Raw genomic sequence first — 18,149 nt, 5'->3', positions numbered from 1 at the left:
TGGATGGCCGTAAGAACATGACGTATACGCCTGTGTCCATGATGCTATAAGAATCGTAGCATTTGCCAAAAAAGGCAAAGCAAACGTACCGATTCAGCATTACGGGTATTTTTGACCAACAGGTGCCTCGAAGCTCTTGTTTATCAAGCCATCTGTGTATAACGTTGCTGCGTTTCATGCAGCTTCCTGCCTCTTCCGTGCGGGATACAGGTGGGTGTACCGAATAACGGATCTACAGCAATGTCACACTCCATCTGAAAAACGTTTCGTACGAGATCACGAGTAATAATATCCTCCGGTTTGCCCTCTGCGTAGATGGACTTGTTGTGCACCGCAACGATATGATGTGCGTATCGACAAGCCAGATTCAGGTCGTGAAGCACCATCACGATGGTACGCCCTTCCCGTTCATTTAATTCAAACAGCAGGTCCAGAATATCAATCTGATGTGTCATATCCAGATACGTCGTAGGCTCGTCCAGCAGCAATGTTTCTGTACCTTGTGCCAAGGTCATCGCGATCCATGCACGTTGACGCTGACCACCGGATAACGCATCAACAGGACGATCTGCAAGTTCTGTCAGATGTGTGGACGCAAGAGCCAGTTCAACCATGCGCTCATCCTCACGCGACCATTGTTTAAGCCATGTCTGATGAGGATAGCGTCCTTGGCGAACCAGCTGATTCACGGTCAAACCTTCCGGTGCCGTCGGTCCTTGGGGCAGAATAGACATGCGTCTTGAGATTTCTTTGGTGGGTAGCTTTGCAATCTCTTCACCATCCAATAGCACAGTGCCTGAGCTGGACTTCAGCAGTCTTGCCAGCGTACGTAGCAGCGTCGATTTGCCGCAACCATTACTGCCGATCAGGACTGTAATCTCTCCCTTCGGAATGGTCAGGTTCAGGTTTTCAATAATCGGATCTGCTCCATAGGAGATGGTAAGCTCCTTGGCTTCCAGAATACTCACGGCTCTCTCCTCCTCAATAATGGTTTCGATTCTTAAATAATAGATACAGAAAAAACGGTGCACCAATTCCTGCGGTAAATACGCCTGCAGGGATATCCAGCGGCAGAAATACCGTTCGGGCAATGAGATCGGCTGTACATACCAATAAAGCACCTACAAAGCCGGATACCAGCAGCAAGCTGCCAAACATCCGCCCTACCAGTTTTCGTGCAATATGAGGAGCAATTAAACCCACAAAGCCAATCGTACCTGCGACAGACACCGCAATCCCGGCGAGAAGCACACTGCATAATAACAAGGCAGATCGATGCCACTGCACCGTAACGCCAAGCCCTGTGGCAAGGTCATCTCCGAACTCCTGCGCATTCAAACTGCGACCAAACCACATGGCGAGGGGCAGGACGATGATAATCACAGGTAATATCGTCTGAATATCTGTCCATGTGGCTCCATAGATGCTTCCAGTTAGCCAGATATAAGCCTGACTTGCTGTATAGAACGGGCTTAAAATCAACATAAAGGTCGTGCCAGCGCCCGTTATAGCCGATACGCCTATACCGATCAGCACCAGCCGGATCGGACTGACTCCTTTTTTCCAGGCCAAGATATAAATGATGAATGCTGTGACCATCGCACCCATGACCGCAAAGAGTGGTAGCAATTTAATGCTTACGGCTCCACCCAGTAATGTTACAAATCCTACAGCTGCCACTGCAGCACCACCCGTTATACCGATGACATCAGGTGAGGCAAGTGGATTACGGATAATTCCCTGGAGCAGTGCTCCCGACATTCCCAGTGCGGCCCCGACAAGCAGAGATAACAATACACGTGGAAGCCTGAGTGTCAGCACGACGAAATCATGCTCTCCTGCATTCAGTCCAAAGATGGTGCGAAGGACGTCCAGTGGAGAAATAAAGTCACTGCCTAAGCTTGTTCCGACTACCCCTGCTACCAGAAACAGAAGGACACATACAGCGATAACCATCACGGACTTACGTTCCACTTGAATGGAAACAGTATCTTTTTTATTCCGATACGTCAGCATCTTCCTCATATCTTCGTCACCCCCTTCCGGGCGATATAGATGAAGAAGGGTCCGCCGATTAATGCCGTCATTACACCCAGTGGAACTTCCTGCGGCATAATGACAAGCCTTGCTACGACATCAGCTGACATTAGCAATATCGCTCCACCCAAGAAGCAATACGGGACAAGCCAGCGGTAGTCATTACCAACAAATGCACGCATGATATGTGGTACGACCAGACCCACCAAACCTATGGAACCGGCAACTGCTACAGAACCACCCGCGAGTACTACCGTAACGATTCCCATCATCACTTTGACCAGTAGTACGTTCTGCCCCATCCCTTTTGCAATGTCATCCCCTGTTAATAACAAATTTATAGCTCTCCCCATAAATAACGACACCACTGCGGCTACCGCCATATAAGGTAAAACGGGATACAGCATTTCTAGTGTTCGCCCACTTACCGAACCGGCAAGCCAGAACAGAACATCCTGCAGTCCCGTGCCGTCCAGAACAAGAATCGCTTGCGTAAAAGAGGCAAACAAGGCTGAAATAGCGGTACCCGCTAATACAATTTTGATTGGCGTCAGACCATCACGCCCCAGTGAACCCAAACCATATACAATAGCTGCCGAGATTGCCGCTCCGGCAAATCCAAACCACATCATCGTGGTTAACGAAGACACGGACAATACGACAACAGCAATAACAATAAAGAAAATTGCACCTGCGTTGATCCCGAACACACTCGGGGAAGCGAGCGGATTACGCGTCAGTGCCTGCATCAGTCCGCCTGCAACAGCCAGACTTGCCCCTACAACAGCCGCAATAATCGTGCGTGGCAATCGCTCTGTCAGAAGCACCACATGCTCTACTGATGTTTCATCATAGGACTGAACCGCATCCCACAACATATGAAACGTAATAGGGGTGCGTCCCAGAATCATGCTGGCGGTTGCAGCGAGCAACATAAGAATGAACAACCCAACCAACCCGTATATTTTGGCACTCGCCTTGGTAAAAAGGGGAAACATACTCTCACTCTTTCATCTATGAAGTGAAACAGGACCTGCCTGCCCATACACTTTGCTAACGAAAGTTCTGGTGCATGGCGGATCCTGATCCGGTTATTATTTATTCAGGTTGAACAGCTTGTATAGATCGTCCAGCATCATGTTGGCTGATGTATATCCGCCTGCCATGTTCCAGGCTACCTCATCGACCTGGTACAGTTGATTGTTTTTCACAGCATCAAGGTTTTTCCAGAGCGGACTGCTCGTCCAATCTTTATAATTTTTCTCGATCGCAGCCGTATCCGTACCTGAATTGAAATTAAAAATCATGTCTGCATTCATATCCGGAATGGCCTCTTTGGATGTCAGTTCAACACCCCATTTATCTGCATCATGGCCCGCTGGTCTTGTAAATCCAAGTTCCTTCAGGATTTTACCTGCATAACCCATGTAGAAAATACGAACCTGATCTGCTCTGAAGTTAGTAATGGTTGCTTCAATCGGCAGACGGTCACCCATTTTCTCTTTGAAATCCGCTACGCGTGTCTCCCAATCGGCAAGTAGCTTATTCGATTGCTCTGTTTTGTTCATTGCTTCCCCGACCATCTTCAATGTTTCTTTCCAATCGAACAGCGTTTCGGTCACGACCGTTGGTGCGATCTGGGACAGCTGATCATAGATTTCTTCATCTCTAATTTTGGTAGCAATAATAAGATCGGGCTTCAACTTGTTGATTTCTTCCAGATTCGGCTGGGATTCCTGACCTACTTGCGGTACGCCATCCAGATCTTTACGCAGATATTCATATACCGGCTGCTGCACCCATGATTCCACGACACCTGCCGGTTTCACGCCAAGTGCAACAACGACATCATTCGCACCTTGGAACAGTGTCACGATTCGTTGCGGAGTTCCCGTGATTTTTGTTTCCCCCATGGCATGTTTGATTACCCGAGTCTCGTCTGTAGCTTTGACCGCTTGATCTCCATCCGTGCTACCTTCAGCACTTTTACCACTTGTTGCTGAGCTTGCTGTATTGGTTGTACCCGCACTTCCCCCTGAAGCACAGCCAGCCAGCAGCGAAATCATAAGAATAAGTGCTGCATAAATATATAACTTTTTGCTGAATCGAAACATGGAACCCGTCTCCCCTTTTCACTCTAAATGATATTGAATCTCATTATCAATTGTATTGTAATGGAGTTGGATGATTTAGACAAGCACTTATTTGGAAAAATATTTACGATTCATATCCAGCTTCATTTATTCTATAAACGCCGCTATAAAAGCAAATTTCAGGTGAATACATATAATATAAATCGATATTATCCAACGTTGGTGTAACCACTTATGCCAATTGTCACCTACTTCTTCTGGTCCAAATACAACTTGAACTATCCTTCTATTTCATGATGTGACGGTATACAAGTAAATTAATATTTATACATAAAAGTCTTATATTTATGAATAATTTGACCGTACTTTGTACTTTTCGTACTTAGAGTCGGCTCATATAACTCATCATTTATTCCTAAATTATTCCTGTAAATGAAACTCTTCTTATGTTAGATTATCCCTTGGAATAAAATCACATATAGAGACAGGGGACGGACATTATGAAAAAAAATTGGATTCTTTCGATCCTGATGAGTATGGCGTTGATCGGCGGCATAGTTCTTCCAACAGGGCATTACGCTGCGGCAGCAGACAATTCCACTGTGATTTCGGACGAGGTAAACACGGAAGAGACAATCAACCAGGAAGAACAGGAACTTACGGCGGATGACCAAGATTTTCTGGATTATTTAGATGCATTGGAAGCAGCGGCTGTTTATGAAACGAAAGCTATAAACGCCATAGGCGGAAACACATACATCACCTCTGCCAATCGCAAATCTTTCTTTTTGACGTTAAACAACACAGCTATCCCGAATTACACAAAGTATGTTTCCATGCTAAAGCAGATCAAACCGGAGAATACGGAGTTGAAAAAAATCCATGACAAATTGATTAGAGGCAGCTACGCACAACTGGAAGGTTATCAGTTGTTCAAAAAGGCCGTGTCTAAAACAACAATAAACCGTACGTTCCTCAAGCAGGGCAATGACAAGGTTGCTGCGGGTAAGAAGAGCATCGAGCAGTACCTCAAAGAAGTTAAGACATACGGAGAACAACTGGGATTCCAGATGTAGTATACTCGGCTCCATAATTAATTGATAATTAAGGAAAAAAAGTGTTTTCTTTTGCAAAAATAATTCGTATAATATCCGTATAATCAAAAGGCTATGCTGCCGAAAGGTACAACCTCGTGAACATGAGAGGTTGTGCCTTTTTTGCGTTTTCTACGCGTTTTTCACGGCATTCTCTAGCCCTATTTTGCATTTAACCATGTGCCAAGGAGTGATATCTATGATTTTAGAAGCCATTTATCATCGTCCCAAACTGAACTGGTCTTATGCGTATAATCGAACAACCATGCATCTTCGCTTGCGGTCCAAACGGGGAGATTTGGATGCCGTTATTGCGATTACAGGGGATAAATATGCCTGGGATCGGACGATCACACATATTCCTATGCAAATTTTCGCCCGGGACGAAATGTTTGATTACTGGGAAGCCGAGACATCTCCGCCTTACCGCAGACTTCGTTATGCCTTTCAGCTAATCCAGGGGGAAGATTCTGTGTGGATGACAGAGCGAGGATTTGAACAGGTACTGCCGGATCATCCGCTGGAAATGTTTGATTTTCCATTCATGAATCCGGTTGATATTTTTGAACCGCCTGCCTGGGTTAAAGATGCTGTATTTTATCAAATTTTCCCCGAACGTTTTGCGAATGGCGACCCATCTCTAACGCCAGCAAACGCTGAGTCTTGGGGCGGTACGCCTACACCTACCAATTTCTTTGGCGGAGACCTGCAAGGCGTGATGGATCATCTGGATCATTTTCATAAACTCGGGATCACAGCCATCTATTTCTGTCCATTGTTCGAGGCCACGACCAACCATAAATACAATACCGCGGATTACTTGAAAGTTGATCCTCAGTTTGGCACGAATGAACAATTGAGAATGCTAGTGGACGCATGTCATGCTCGCGGTATACGAGTCGTTCTGGATGCTGTATTTAACCATTCGGGAAAAGAGTTTCCTCCTTTTATCGACGTAATGAAAAATGGCGCTAATTCCCCTTATGCGGACTGGTTCTACATCAAGGATTGGCCGCCACGGGTTGAGGATGGCATCCCAACCTACGAAACCTTTGCCTTTGAGCCGCTCATGCCGAAGCTCAACACGGAGCACCCGGATGTCAAAGCGTACCTGCTTGAGGTTGCACGCTACTGGATAGAGGAGATGGATATTGACGGTTGGCGACTGGATGTGGCCAATGAGGTGGATCACCAGTTCTGGCGTGAATTCCGTCAGACGGTCAAAGCGATCAAGCCCGATGCTTATCTGCTCGGTGAAATCTGGCATGATTCATTAATGTGGCTGCAAGGCGACCAGTTCGATGCAGTCATGAACTACCCTTTTACCAACTCCGTACTGGATTATGCCGTGCACGGCAAGCTGGATGGACTCGGATTCGCCAACGAGATTGGCAAACTGCTTGCTGCGTACTCCCAACCCGTTACCGAAGCAGCGTTTAACCTGCTGGGCAGCCACGATACGCCGCGGTTACTGACGTTATGTGATGGCGATATACGCAAAATGAAATTGGCTGTCACGTTGCTTTTCTCCTATCCGGGTGCGCCTTGCGTCTATTATGGAGATGAGGTCGGACTGGACGGTGGATATGACCCGGGTTGCCGCAAATGTATGGAGTGGGACGTGGGCAAACAGAACCGGGAACTGCTTGAATTCTTCATCCATACGATTGAGGTACGTAAGAAACATCCAGCTTTGCGCAGCGCGGGGTTAAAGATTATGTATGCCGAAGCAGGTGATCCTTGCCTTGCTATGGAACGTGTGGATTCGGAGACGGGAGAACGTATGGTACTGGTGATCAATGCCAGTGATGAGCCTCGTAAACTGGAGCTTGGATGGGGAGATCATAACGTATGGCGTGACTTGTATACTGCGGCTTCGGTTGAGGCAAGACAGAACAAGTTGACCTTGGAGCTCGGCGCATACGGCTTCTCTTTGTTGCAATGTGAGGTGAAACAGCCAGCAGAAGCATGATTTTGGTAAAGGGTAAAATTCCGAAGGGCTGAACGTGAATAACGTCCGGCCCTTTTTTGTATAAAAAGCACACCCTTACGTCTTAAGCAACGTCTCTCCTGTATGAACAAAAAAAACGCACATCCCTTCGGATTTATGCGTTCTCCAGTTCATGGATTGTATTGGATTCATCAGCCTGATCATTCTCTGATTAAGCGGTTACGCATGATCCGGCGGCGATCATACCGGCTTTCTTACCTTTTTCATACGGGAGCTGACGAGTGCTTCCTCTGTAATCACAATTTTCTGCGGAATTTTGTATGCAGGCAGTTTGTCTTGGCAATAGGCCCATATAGCCCTGCGAAGCTCTTTCAGTGAACTAGGATTAGCGAGTCGCACTGTCGCTTTCACCTGCTGGCCTGTTATCCCGCTCACTTCTCCCGTAACTACCGCCGCTTCAATGCCATCCATCTCTTCAAGCACACTCTCCACTTCGGCAGGGTACACCTTCCAGCCACCTACGTTAATAATCTCGGAACGCCGACCCAGAATGCGGATATATCCTTCCTCCACCACTGCCTCATCTCCCGTTCGCAACCAACCGTCTTCTGTAAAAGGAGACGGAGCATTCAGGTAACCCATCATCGCCGTTGCGGTATAAATCTGTAACTCCCCATCTACAAGCCGACACTTCACCTCGTCATCCTGAATGGAAAATAACAGCGAACCCGGTTCTTTAGAACGTGTTGGTAAAATCCCCAATTCGGACATGCCGTAAGCTTGAATCGTCCTAATCCTCGGAAAGCGCCGAGTCCAGGCTTCCAAAACCGACTCAGGCATTACTTCCGAGCCATAAGAGACCACTTCCAGGCTGGAAAGGTCGTAATGCTCATCTTGTTTTCCCAAAAGCAGCAGATTCATAAATGTCGGGGATACGGGCAGTGCCTGTACACGATGTTTCTGAATGGTATGACACACTTCCTCCGGAGTACGGTTCATCACAATACACAGACACCCGCCGCTGGATAGCGATTGTAGCATGGTATTCACCCCGCCGATGTGGTCAAACATCATAAAAGGGATAGTACGTAGCGGACGCACCTGCCGTCGAAAGGCCTGTAACAACCGGTCTGCCCGGTGAACCGTCGCCTTACTTACTCCCGTCGAACCTGAGGAGAACAGAACTAATCCGCCCACCTGCTCCAGTCGCAATTCAGTCAAAATGGACGGCATCGCTTCTTCTTCATGAGTCTCGCTCATCTGTCTCACCAAAAGCTTGCCTGCGTCTACACCCAAGCGTACAGCTACATGTGCAAGCTTTACGTACTCGTCCCGTTTCGCTTCGACCAAATTACGGTCGATCGGAAGCACGATGCACCCTGCTCCAAGCAATGCCAGCATTGCCGATGCTGCATAGGGAGAATAGTCCTCTTCCAATGTGACAACCCGCCCCGATATCCTCTCTCTCTCGATCCATTCTCCCATGAGAAAAATCTGACGAACCAGCCAGTCGTAACTGTACTCTTGCTCCTCCCAAATAAACGCCGGGTGCTGCATGTGAGCGGTAAAGCGCTCTAGCAAAAAATCAATCACCTCACACCCTCCCCATCACTGCCCAAGGTCTGCTGCTGTGCAAGATAATTCACCAGCGAGCCGACCGTCTGATACGGACTTTCCGGCAAGGAAGCAGCAGCAATCTCGGCGAGAGCGTTCCCCAGGCCTCTTCCCCAATGCTCTTCAATGCCCTGCTCTACCACAGCCAGTAAAGACACCAGTTCCAGTGAATTCAGTCGTCCATCCCGACCATATAGTGGTGCATTACCGCCCTCATCCAAGGCAATGAATGTGTTATGATACGCATTCAGCTCCCGACAGCTATCCAGTACAATGCGTAGCAGGGCAGCCTTGTGTTCATTTTCGTTGTCTATATCTGTTTGGGATTGCCGCGGATATGTGGAAGCTTGAGGCAGTGCTTTTCTTAACGACGAATACCAGTTGTATTCATCTGCGGCTAGCTCTTGCACTACACCTGACAACTGAGCTTGCCACCCTTCACGCTGCTTCAACCTTGCCACCTGAAGCAAACTATTGGCCTTTTCCCATCGGAGAATGATGTTCTCATATTCCTTGGCGTATTGGTCAAGCGGCGCACCCAGCCACTCAGCAGACTCCTTGAGCACGTCCCGGAAATAATATCGACTCCACCGCATATCAAAAAGCAGACCCGATATTCGCGCTTCGCTCTCTGCATTCCCTCCTAAACTTCCTTCCAGTGCATCGATCAGACTGGTAGAGACAGCATGTCCAAAATAAAAACGCCGTGCTCCCTCCATGATCGTTCTACCTGTCAAAAATTCATGTACCTGAGTAGTCAATGCCTGGGCCAGCATCTCCCGGTACCCCTGCGAATCCAGCAGGACTTTGGCCTGAATATCCGTTGTTCCGTAGGTTCGTAGCGTCTCCTTCCGTTTAACCTCCGCAAGTTCAGGGATCGTCTGATGCCCTCTCCAAAAATCATGGAAAGCTGCATGCTCCACCTTGCCTTTAAACTTGTAAAACACAGGGTCGTAGACATACATATGGTCTTCATCCATGCCATACACGGCAAGCCAATGATCCATCAGGTAATGCCGTGAGCCTTGTTTGACATGTTTGTTAATATACTCGGGATTGTGATAGTCGTCGCAATAAGGCAGATGATAGCTGGTGCCTGTCGCCAAAAAAAGTCTGCCCGTTTCAAGCTGCTGCCGGATCAGCACTTTTCCTTCCTCAAAGCTGCCCAGCTCCCGCTGGTCATTGATCTTCCAGATCGGTTCCTCATAATCCAGCTTGTGAAAATAAGTCTTCACCAAGCCGTTATCTTCGCATGATGGCAGCGTATATAATCGGCTGGCAGCCAGCATGGCAAGACTTGAAACTGAGCCCTGCCGTTCAAGCACTTCATGAATCAAGGGGAAATTGCATGGATAATAGTAAGGGATGTCCAGTGTTGGAGCGAAGGAATGGATTATCATTTGAGGGAGCCTCCTATTTCTACTTTGGCAGATGCACTGCCCCAAGCCTGAATATGATAGTGGAGAGACATGTCTTCGGTTGCACGAAATACTCGGTTGGCTATGGGATTGCCTTCCTGATCCGTCTCGAATAACCGGAAACCACGGGTAAAACGAAAAGAGAAGCCACTGTCTCGCGGAATAAGATAACAGCCTTCATAGTGACCATCACCTGCATGCGTAAGCTTCATGCCCATCCCGCCGTAGATGAATTCTTCCCATGGCTCCGATGACCTGAAAGTTGGTGTAAGCTTTGCCTGCATACAGACCTGTACAACGGGGGTTAGTTCAGATATAACCCTGTAATCTCGTGTAGCCGTTAAATCACCCGATTCCAGCGTAATCGTAGCACTCCCTATGGCCTGAGGAATCAGCGTACCATCTGCAAGAACCTGAAGAACTTCGGGATGGCTTGAAACAAACTCTCCGCTTAGCAAGGTCTGACTCAGACCGTTATCACACTGGAGCCGCGCCTGAACCCTTACCTGCATTCCACCTTCTAGTCCGATGACATCTCTGCCATACAGCTCTAATGAAGTCGGTTGCCCTTCTTGGCCGAACATGTACAACAGGGGGAAATGTACTCGTGCTCCCCAATCCGCTTCCTGATGGCAAGCGTCTGCCTGTTCGAAGTAAGCCAGCTTTTTTGCATCCGCTCCCCGATCCAGCATCTTCTGTACAACCCTTCTTACCTGTTCAGGCAAGAACAGTCCTTCGGTGTCTCCAATATCCACCCACATGTTCACATCCGGAATGCTATCCGGCAGTCGGTACATGTTTTTCTCCCGCAGTCCATTCTCAGCTTGTTCATCCAATTGTGCATCCACAAAGTACGGAGACATCATGATCAGCTTGCCAAACACATTGGGATGACGCATCCCGATATGCAAGGTGCATAATGCGGCCGCCGAGGAACCGAGTAATCCCGTGTTATCTCTATCTCTCTTTGTCCGGTATCGCTGATCAATCATCGGTTTAAGCTCATCAATAATAAATTGCTCGTATTCAATTCCGGAGCCTCCTATGCCGATTGCTTCCTGCTCAGCATCAACGTAGTGGTAGAACTCGTTGCGGGTAACCGGACGAACGTGGGCAATGGCAACAATAATGATGGGTTCAATCCGACCAGCAGAGATGAGTTCATCTGCTGTCAGGTCCAGCTGCCACGTTTCGTTTCCCGGACTGGATGGCCCAAAAGCCCGCTGTCCTGCATGAACGTACAACACCGGGTAATGCCGTTCAATCTGCTCCTCGTAACCTGACGGAAGATATACGTAAATGTTTCTCTTATTGCCGAGCTGCGATGCCTGAATGTTTTTCAGACACGCTATAACCGATCCTGTGCTCACTGCCATCAACCGCCTCTCTGTTCCTTTTCCCTCAGGACAAACTAACTAAGCAAACCTCCCCCGGATTCTGCTGTGAATCCTAGGTGACAACAAACAACCCCGCCTCAGGAGAGACGGGGTTGTCCCGGATAGGTCAGCTGAATTACAAGCTGATCCGGAAAGCATAGCCCTTAATTTGATTGAATCTGCGAATAGTTTAAATCGAGCGGGATACTTTTGTAAATATAAAAATAGAAAAAAAATACTCAGAAAAAATTTATTGACATAAAAACCAAATTTTCTTAAGATAGCGTTGTGATCATAACTCGAGGGCTATGCTTTTAAACCCCAGTGGTTTAGGACAACCCCGGTAACTCCCCATGGAGATACCGGGGTTGCCTGCGTTTGCGCCTGGAAGGAGGAATCCAAACATCTCAGTGAATCAACCTGTACTATTGTAAGCGCTATAATTCAAAGTCCGTTGGTTGTTTATCAAAAACTACTACATTCACGAAGGGTGGATTACCATGTTTCAACTGGCCAAACGCGCATTCCTCAGCACTACACTGACCCTCGGCTTGCTTGCCGGCAGCGCCCTGCCGTTCTTGCCAGCTTCCGCTGTATACGCCGATCCGGACACCGCTGTGACCAACAAACAGAGCTTCAGTACTGATGTGATTTACCAAGTATTTACGGATCGCTTTTTGGATGGCAATCCCTCCAACAACCCCACCGGAGCCGCTTATGATGCCACATGCAGCAATTTGAAGCTGTACTGCGGAGGAGACTGGCAAGGGTTAATCAACAAAATCAACGATAACTATTTCAGTGATCTGGGTGTCACAGCGTTATGGATATCCCAGCCTGTCGAAAATATTTTTGCGACGATCAACTATAGCGGTGTAACCAATACTGCCTACCACGGCTACTGGGCTCGAGACTTCAAAAAGACCAATCCGTACTTCGGCACGATGGCGGATTTTCAGAACCTGATTACGACGGCTCATGCCAAAGGCATCAAGATTGTCATTGACTTTGCACCGAATCACACCTCTCCAGCGATGGAAACCGACACCTCTTTTGCCGAAAATGGCAGACTGTACGATAACGGTACACTGGTAGGCGGTTATACCAATGATACCAACGGGTACTTCCATCACAATGGCGGCTCCGACTTCTCTTCCCTAGAGAACGGCATCTACAAAAATCTGTATGACCTGGCCGACTTCAACCACAATAATGCGACCATCGACAAATACTTCAAAGATGCGATCAAACTGTGGCTTGATATGGGCGTTGACGGTATTCGGGTGGATGCGGTGAAACATATGCCTCTCGGCTGGCAAAAGAGCTGGATGTCCTCCATCTACGCACACAAACCCGTGTTCACTTTTGGAGAATGGTTCCTGGGATCAGCTGCATCCGATGCAGATAACACGGATTTTGCTAACAAGTCTGGTATGAGCCTGCTCGACTTCCGCTTTAACTCTGCGGTGCGTAATGTGTTCCGTGATAACACGTCCAACATGTACGCTCTGGATTCCATGATTAACAGTACAGCTACGGACTACAACCAAGTGAACGATCAGGTGACGTTTATCGACAACCATGATATGGATCGTTTCAAAACAAGTGCGGTCAACAATCGCCGTCTGGAACAGGCTTTGGCCTTCACATTGACTTCACGTGGTGTGCCTGCCATCTACTATGGTACTGAACAGTATTTGACGGGGAATGGCGATCCGGATAACCGTGCCAAAATGCCTTCGTTCTCCAAATCCACTACAGCTTTTAACGTCATCAGCAAACTCGCGCCTCTGCGCAAATCCAATCCAGCCATTGCCTACGGTTCCACACAGCAGCGCTGGATTAATAATGATGTATATGTTTATGAGCGTAAATTCGGCAAGAGCGTAGCCGTTGTCGCGGTAAACCGCAATCTTTCCACGTCAGCAAGCATTACAGGATTAAGCACTTCCCTGCCTACAGGCTCATACACGGATGTACTTGGCGGGGTGCTGAACGGAAATAACATCACCTCCACGAACGGTAGCATTAACAACTTCACCCTTGCTGCGGGTGCAACGGCAGTATGGCAATACACAACTGCCGAAACAACACCAACCATCGGTCATGTTGGTCCGGTTATGGGGAAACCCGGTAATGTGGTGACAATTGATGGCCGTGGATTCGGCTCGACGAAAGGCACGGTCTACTTCGGCACTACAGCGGTTACCGGAGCAGCGATTACGTCTTGGGAAGATACACAGATTAAAGTAACCATCCCTTCCGTTGCCGCTGGCAACTATGCAGTCAAAGTTGCCGCGAGCGGAGTAAACAGCAATGCTTACAACAACTTCACCATCCTGACTGGCGATCAGGTCACCGTTCGCTTCGTCGTAAACAATGCGTCCACAACGCTTGGACAGAACCTCTATCTGACAGGCAATGTAGCCGAGCTTGGCAACTGGAGCACCGGTTCCACTGCCATTGGACCAGCATTCAATCAGGTCATTCATCAATACCCAACCTGGTATTATGATGTCAGCGTACCGGCAGGCAAACAGCTGGAGTTCAAATTTTTCAAGAAAAACGGTTCAACGATTACATGGGAAACCGGTTCTAACCACACATTCACTACACCAGCAAGCGGAACAGCCACCGTTACGGTGAACTGGCAGTAAGAACTTCATATCATTGAATACACAAGCTAACCCGGAGTACGCGAATGCAGCAATGCAGCGTATGCTCCGGGTTTTTGCTATGTGATCGGATTTGTGACAGAGGATGTTCCGTTAATATCTTGTTAAAAGAACCGTCTGTCTTCATTTGTATGAATATCTAAGTATAGGTTCGAATGGACTTCAAGGTTGTGATGGCAACGATTCCTGTTGCAAGCAACATCATCCCTACGCCTTCCAATACGGCGGCGGCACCCCAGTGATCCGCAAAGATCGAGACTACTGTCAGCCCCAGAATCGGCGCTGTGCTTGTAATGGTGCCAACGATACCATAAACGCTACCCTGCATCTCATCTGGCACGGCGGTGCGAAGCATAATCTGGGTGAGCATCGTGCAACAGGCAAACATGGCTCCTCCACCTATGATAAGCGGCAAGGCCATGAGAGGCGAGGATACATTCGCTAGAAGCATATAAACAGGCCCTAACACAAGTAAGCCGATAAAGACCCAGCGCCCGCGATGTTTCAATCTTTTTCCCGAAGCAATCAATACCCCTGATCCAATCATGTATCCCAGAGGAATACAGGTCTCGATCAAACCAAATTGAACTGGAGTCGCCTTCCATACGTTAACAGCCATCACCTGAATGAGCATCATGGCTGACATAAAAAAGAGAAGTATCAGCGGATTGAGTAATACAATAGAACGAATGAGTCGACTCCGATAGATGTAAGCAAACGAACTGCGCCACGCCTGTGCAAAAGATTTCGGGTCACCACTGGCACGCATCACCTGTGGAAAACGCCCTGCCAGCAGCACACAGATTGCAGACAATAGGAAAGTTGCCCCCGTGATCAGGATGGCGACAAAACCGCCGAACACAGCTACAGCGACCCCGGCGGCCGCCAAACCACTTATACGAGCCAGATTGTCCACCAGATGAATGGTACCCGTTGCCTGCTGGATGTGCTCTTTACCCACGATGCTCGCAGCGGAAGCATGAAATGCTGGAGCCTGAAACAAACTGGAAAACATCGATAAAGAGAGCAATAACAGTAATACAGGAAAAGGTACATGCCAGCTGAACAGGCTAACTGCAACCAGCAAAGCGATCACACCGCGAAACACGTCTGAAGCCAGCATCAGCTTCCTTCGATCCAGCCGATCGGCCACCGTACCCGCTACTGATCCAAATAGAAAACTGACCACCATATTGCAGATCTGCACAGCAGCCATGCTCTTAGCACTGCCCGTTGTCTGAAGTACCCACAGGCTGATGGCAATACTATTAAAACAGTCACCAAAAACAGATATGCCATACCCGTACAGGATTCTGCGGAACGTCCTGTTACGCCATAGGGTGCGCGGAGCTTCACTGCTCTGCAGAGTAGCTTGTCCCCCTGGATAGACTGTAGCTTCAGGCTCACTGGAAGGGTTCATGCCCATACATCACCTTCCTCCTTTTTCTTCATTAGAAGCCCTCGACAAGCAAGCCTTAATCAGAAAGCCTGGATATAATTCTACATCCCCCTAAGCACAAGCAGACACTTCCGAAGCGTGGCCAGTCGACATAGACATGACGTTGCGTTGCGGAAGTGCCTGGTCGAATTGCCGCAAGTGCGGCTCATCTTGCCATTAATGCGGCTGACTATGCTGTTAAAGGCACGGTGTCTTCTTACCCTTTGGACGCCCCTGTGGTCAGCCCCTGAACGAGGAAACGTTGCAGGAATACAAACAACAAAGTAATTGGAATAGCAATCAGTACAGCTCCTGCAGCAAACATCGTGAAGTTACTGTCCTGATATCGATTCACGAGATCCCACATTCCTACAGCCAGAGTCCAATTTTCTTTGGTACGCAGCACGAGTCGGGCAAAAATAAAATCCATCCACGCCCCCGTGAAGCTGGTTAAGGCAACGTAAGTTAGCATCGGCTTGGATAATGGGAGGATGATGCTTGTGAACACACGCAGATGACTGGCACCATCGATACGAGCTGCTTCATCCAGACTGCGCGGGATGGTGTCAAAGAAACCTTTGACGATGAATCCGCCCAGCACTGCCCCTGAGGAATAGACCAGAATAAGCGCAGCATGCGTGTCGAGCAGTTTGATTTGCAGCAAAATAATATAGATGGCAATCATGCTCATGAAGCTTGGAAACATGCCCAGAATGAGCATGGTGGACAGAATCGTTTTACGCCCCCGAAAACGGAACCGGGATAACGCGTACATGCCCAGCGTCACCATCAATGTGGAGAAAATCATCGTGAAGAATGCGATTTTCAGCGTATTCATATACCATCTGCCGTACATAAAGGACGGATTGTTAAACAGCTCTCCATAATGGGATAGCGTGAATCTTTCCGGCCATAAGCGTTCACTGAACAATGCCGCGCCGGGACGCAGGGACGACAGAAAAATCCATAAAACCGGATATACGGATACGACGGCAATAATCACTAAAAGCACGTAACTGAGTGTCAAACGAATCGGATTGTTGCGTTTCTTCATTGGATCATGTCCTCCTCCTTGAATGATTTGGAGCGGCGGAAATTCCAGATGGAGAAGGTAGCAATAATCAGGAAGATGATGATACCTACCGCAGAAGCCATATTGAATTTATTATTGTCGAGTGTGAGTTTGTAGAGCCAGGTCACCAGCAAATCCGTTGCCCCAGCATACTGATAGTCTCCGCGAAGCGGATTACCGTTCGTTAGCAGGAAAATGACGTTGAAGTTGTTGAAGTTTCCGGCAAACTGCATAATCAGCACCGGTGTCGTGGCAAATAAAATAAACGGCATCGTAATAATCTTGAACTTCTGGAACGCAGAAGCGCCGTCTACTTCGGCTGCCTCATACAGATCACGCGGAATAGCGGTAAGCACACCCAAAATGAGCACCATGCTGACCGGAATACCGATCCACATGTTGACGACAATGACAGTAACTTTGGCCCAGAACGGGTCCGTCAGCCAAGGCAAGCCTTCCAGTCCGAATGCTCGCATGTACGTATTGATTGGTCCAAACTGACCGTTGAAGAGATTGCGCATCAGTAGCAACGAGATAATCTGTGGAATGGCATAAGGCAAAATAAAAATGGTACGCCACAACTTTTTGAAGCGGATGCCTTTCTGTTCAATTAACAAAGCTACAAGAACTCCGCCGAAGTACGTCGTTACGGTAGCCAAGACAGCCCAGATGACTGTCCAGGTGAGCACCCCGTAGAACGTCTGGCTCCAGGATTTGAGCTGGATCAGATCCGTAAATGTTTTGAACCCTACCCAGTCCACCAGTTTGGCTGGTGGAATATGATCCGGTGCCGCATAGTTCGTAAACGCAATCGTAACGGTGAACAGAATCGGCATGATTGTAAAAAACAGAATACCGAGTGCCGGGATGGACAGGAACAGATACGGAAAATTTTTGTCCATTACATTGCGCATCGTTGCCGCGGCTCCCAGCGTCGGTTTCCCTTGCTCTCTTGCAAGTCCGGTCATATACGCATCCCGGATATTCAGAATGTAAACAAGCACAAACACAAAAAAGACCAGCAGCACAATAATTCCGTCAAGCAACAAAAAGATAGAATGGTCGCCCTTTTGAAGCACCGTTGAACCATTCACTTTCACAAAACGCTGTGTATTCTCCCCCAGTGTCCATATTCCCCATACCGCTTGGGACAGCCGAGGAAGCAGGTATGCAAGCCCTGCTCCCTCCAGCAGCAATAGAATAATGCCTTTAATCCACTGCCGATTGTATAACTGTCCGAGACCTTGCAGTATGATGGAGCATATGGCTGCTGTCATCCGGTGCTGCTTTTCCCGATTGGGCTGGGCAGACACCGGGACATGCTGTTGCCGCATATGCTCCCTCCTCTCCGTTTGGTATCATTCATCGTTCACCGTTCATT

The 18,149-nt window shown here is 48.2% G+C and carries 13 protein-coding genes; 3 read left to right on the top strand and 10 right to left on the bottom strand.

Annotation, left to right across the window (positions count from 1 at the left end; all coding sequences use genetic code 11):
- Nucleotides 1-143: 143 nt before the first annotated feature.
- From MHI38_RS21250 to MHI38_RS21235, 4 genes are all read right to left on the bottom strand, one after another.
- Nucleotides 144-968 (bottom strand): ATP-binding cassette domain-containing protein, encoded by an 825-nt coding sequence (locus tag MHI38_RS21250; protein ID WP_154891185.1) that lies wholly within the window; start codon nt 966-968, stop codon nt 144-146.
- 13 nt (nt 969-981) lie between these two features.
- Nucleotides 982-2,025 carry a FecCD family ABC transporter permease gene (locus tag MHI38_RS21245; protein ID WP_154891184.1) on the bottom strand — a complete coding sequence of 348 codons (1,044 nt, stop codon included), beginning with the start codon at nt 2,023-2,025 and terminating at the stop codon, nt 982-984.
- Nucleotides 2,022-3,035, bottom strand: coding sequence for a FecCD family ABC transporter permease (locus MHI38_RS21240; protein ID WP_154891183.1), 1,014 nt, complete (start codon nt 3,033-3,035; stop codon nt 2,022-2,024). The genes MHI38_RS21245 and MHI38_RS21240 overlap by 4 nt, the downstream gene beginning before the upstream one ends.
- Before the next feature lie 96 nt (nt 3,036-3,131).
- Nucleotides 3,132-4,151, bottom strand: coding sequence for an ABC transporter substrate-binding protein (locus tag MHI38_RS21235; RefSeq protein ID WP_154891182.1), 1,020 nt, complete (start codon nt 4,149-4,151; stop codon nt 3,132-3,134).
- Nucleotides 4,152-4,630: 479 nt separating this feature from the next.
- On the opposite strand from MHI38_RS21235, the gene MHI38_RS21230 reads away from it, so the two are divergent.
- Nucleotides 4,631-5,206 carry a hypothetical protein gene (locus MHI38_RS21230; protein WP_090917504.1) on the top strand — a complete coding sequence of 192 codons (576 nt, stop codon included), beginning with the start codon at nt 4,631-4,633 and terminating at the stop codon, nt 5,204-5,206.
- Between the two features lie 217 nt (nt 5,207-5,423).
- Nucleotides 5,424-7,196 (top strand): glycoside hydrolase family 13 protein, encoded by a 1,773-nt coding sequence (locus MHI38_RS21225; RefSeq protein WP_308722305.1) that lies wholly within the window; start codon nt 5,424-5,426, stop codon nt 7,194-7,196.
- A gap of 219 nt (nt 7,197-7,415) precedes the next feature.
- Here MHI38_RS21225 and MHI38_RS21220 read toward each other — a convergent pair whose 3' ends face one another.
- Genes MHI38_RS21220 through MHI38_RS21210 form a run of 3 tightly spaced genes read right to left on the bottom strand, consistent with a single transcriptional unit; the run spans nt 7,416 to nt 11,583 of the window.
- Nucleotides 7,416-8,768: an ANL family adenylate-forming protein gene (locus MHI38_RS21220; protein WP_253497001.1), complete on the bottom strand. Its 1,353-nt coding sequence runs from the start codon at nt 8,766-8,768 to the stop codon at nt 7,416-7,418.
- A complete protein-coding gene (locus tag MHI38_RS21215) occupies nt 8,765-10,189 on the bottom strand; it encodes a hypothetical protein (RefSeq protein ID WP_341181637.1) in 1,425 nt (474 codons plus the stop codon). Before MHI38_RS21215 ends, MHI38_RS21220 begins: the two co-directional genes overlap by 4 nt.
- Nucleotides 10,186-11,583 carry an alpha/beta hydrolase gene (locus MHI38_RS21210; protein WP_261769426.1) on the bottom strand — a complete coding sequence of 466 codons (1,398 nt, stop codon included), beginning with the start codon at nt 11,581-11,583 and terminating at the stop codon, nt 10,186-10,188. Before MHI38_RS21210 ends, MHI38_RS21215 begins: the two co-directional genes overlap by 4 nt.
- Before the next feature lie 500 nt (nt 11,584-12,083).
- On the opposite strand from MHI38_RS21210, the gene MHI38_RS21205 reads away from it, so the two are divergent.
- Nucleotides 12,084-14,240 (top strand): alpha-amylase family glycosyl hydrolase, encoded by a 2,157-nt coding sequence (locus tag MHI38_RS21205; RefSeq protein ID WP_341181636.1) that lies wholly within the window; start codon nt 12,084-12,086, stop codon nt 14,238-14,240.
- A gap of 157 nt (nt 14,241-14,397) precedes the next feature.
- Here the strand turns inward: MHI38_RS21205 and MHI38_RS21200 are convergent, their stop codons facing one another.
- From MHI38_RS21200 to MHI38_RS21190, 3 genes are all read right to left on the bottom strand, one after another.
- Nucleotides 14,398-15,684: an MFS transporter gene (locus tag MHI38_RS21200; RefSeq protein ID WP_341181635.1), complete on the bottom strand. Its 1,287-nt coding sequence runs from the start codon at nt 15,682-15,684 to the stop codon at nt 14,398-14,400.
- Between the two features lie 229 nt (nt 15,685-15,913).
- Entirely contained in the window at nt 15,914-16,750 is an 837-nt protein-coding gene (locus MHI38_RS21195; protein ID WP_341181634.1) for a sugar ABC transporter permease, read from the bottom strand.
- Entirely contained in the window at nt 16,747-18,102 is a 1,356-nt protein-coding gene (locus tag MHI38_RS21190) for a carbohydrate ABC transporter permease (protein ID WP_090917488.1), read from the bottom strand. Before MHI38_RS21190 ends, MHI38_RS21195 begins: the two co-directional genes overlap by 4 nt.
- Nucleotides 18,103-18,149: the final 47 nt, after the last annotated feature.

Origin of the sequence: Paenibacillus sp. FSL K6-1558 (assembly GCF_038002565.1) — a bacterium.
GTDB classification, from domain to species: domain Bacteria; phylum Bacillota; class Bacilli; order Paenibacillales; family Paenibacillaceae; genus Paenibacillus; species Paenibacillus polysaccharolyticus.
The sequence above is the reverse complement of the archived record's forward strand: the minus strand, read 5'-3'. Positions and strand labels throughout refer to the sequence as shown.

Coding starts and splice junctions, on each gene's coding strand:
- MHI38_RS21245 (WP_154891184.1), bottom strand. CDS start 2,025: ATGAGGAAGATGCTGACGTATCGGAATAAAAAAGATACTGTTTCCATT.
- MHI38_RS21240 (WP_154891183.1), bottom strand. CDS start 3,035: ATGTTTCCCCTTTTTACCAAGGCGAGTGCCAAAATATACGGGTTGGTT.
- MHI38_RS21235 (WP_154891182.1), bottom strand. CDS start 4,151: ATGTTTCGATTCAGCAAAAAGTTATATATTTATGCAGCACTTATTCTT.
- MHI38_RS21230 (WP_090917504.1), top strand. CDS start 4,631: ATGAAAAAAAATTGGATTCTTTCGATCCTGATGAGTATGGCGTTGATC.
- MHI38_RS21225 (WP_308722305.1), top strand. CDS start 5,424: ATGATTTTAGAAGCCATTTATCATCGTCCCAAACTGAACTGGTCTTAT.
- MHI38_RS21215 (WP_341181637.1), bottom strand. CDS start 10,189: ATGATAATCCATTCCTTCGCTCCAACACTGGACATCCCTTACTATTAT.
- MHI38_RS21210 (WP_261769426.1), bottom strand. CDS start 11,583: ATGGCAGTGAGCACAGGATCGGTTATAGCGTGTCTGAAAAACATTCAG.
- MHI38_RS21205 (WP_341181636.1), top strand. CDS start 12,084: ATGTTTCAACTGGCCAAACGCGCATTCCTCAGCACTACACTGACCCTC.
- MHI38_RS21200 (WP_341181635.1), bottom strand. CDS start 15,684: ATGGGCATGAACCCTTCCAGTGAGCCTGAAGCTACAGTCTATCCAGGG.
- MHI38_RS21195 (WP_341181634.1), bottom strand. CDS start 16,750: ATGAAGAAACGCAACAATCCGATTCGTTTGACACTCAGTTACGTGCTT.
- MHI38_RS21190 (WP_090917488.1), bottom strand. CDS start 18,102: ATGCGGCAACAGCATGTCCCGGTGTCTGCCCAGCCCAATCGGGAAAAG.